This is a genomic window from Adlercreutzia equolifaciens (assembly GCF_029076695.1).
Taxonomy (GTDB): Bacteria; Actinomycetota; Coriobacteriia; order Coriobacteriales; family Eggerthellaceae; genus Adlercreutzia; species Adlercreutzia equolifaciens_A.
The window spans coordinates 1-316 of sequence record NZ_JARFIK010000263.1; the positions used below are offsets into that span (position 1 = coordinate 1).

Sequence of the window (316 nt, forward strand, 5' to 3'; positions counted from 1 at the left end):
CCCTATATGGATTTCCATAAGGGGTTCTGCGATTTCTGCAATCGCTGCATCGAGGTGTGCCCCACCCAGGCGCTGCTGCCGATCGATCCGGAAACCGAGAAGTTGGGCATTCCCGTCATCGACGAGGAAGAGTGCATTGCCTGGAAGCAGGGCGGTTGCGTCATGTGCGTCGAGGCGTGCCCCTACGAGGCCATTACGCTGAACCAGAACGATCGCCCCGTTATTGACGAGACGCTGTGCAACGGATGCGGCGCCTGCGAGATCGCCTGTCCTTCGGCCACCTATACCAGCTATTCGGGTTCGCGCCGTCGCGGTG

The 316-nt window shown here is 60.4% G+C and carries 1 protein-coding gene; it reads left to right on the forward strand.

Features of this window, described 5'->3' with window-relative positions; translation table 11 throughout:
* Positions 1-316, forward strand: a 316-nt coding sequence (locus PZH32_RS12335) for a 4Fe-4S binding protein (RefSeq protein ID WP_275208541.1), incomplete at both ends; no start/stop codon positions are given.